This window comes from Nonomuraea candida, from assembly GCF_000725485.1.
Classification (GTDB): domain Bacteria; phylum Actinomycetota; class Actinomycetes; order Streptosporangiales; family Streptosporangiaceae; genus Nonomuraea; species Nonomuraea candida.
In genome coordinates this window covers 1-218 of sequence record NZ_JOAG01000223.1, presented here as the reverse complement: position 1 = coordinate 218, position 218 = coordinate 1, and the positions used below count along the sequence as shown (strand labels likewise).

General features: G+C 50.9%; 1 rRNA gene. It reads left to right on the top strand.

Features of this window, described 5'->3' with window-relative positions:
• Positions 1-123 precede the first annotated feature (123 nt).
• Positions 124-218 (top strand): 16S ribosomal RNA (locus IO39_RS43810); the annotation flags it as partial.

Genomic DNA, 218 nt, shown 5'->3' with positions numbered 1-218 from the left:
GTTTCTTGAGAACTCAACAGTGTGTTAAAAGCCAGTGCATGATGCACAACCCCGTCATTGATTTGACGGATTCCTTTGGTTGACATTCATGTCGAATGTTGGCCAGGACACTTTTCCAGGCATTGTTTGGAGAGTTTGATCCTGGCTCAGGACGAACGCTGGCGGCGTGCTTAACACATGCAAGTCGAGCGGAAAGGCCCTTCGGGGTACTCGAGCGG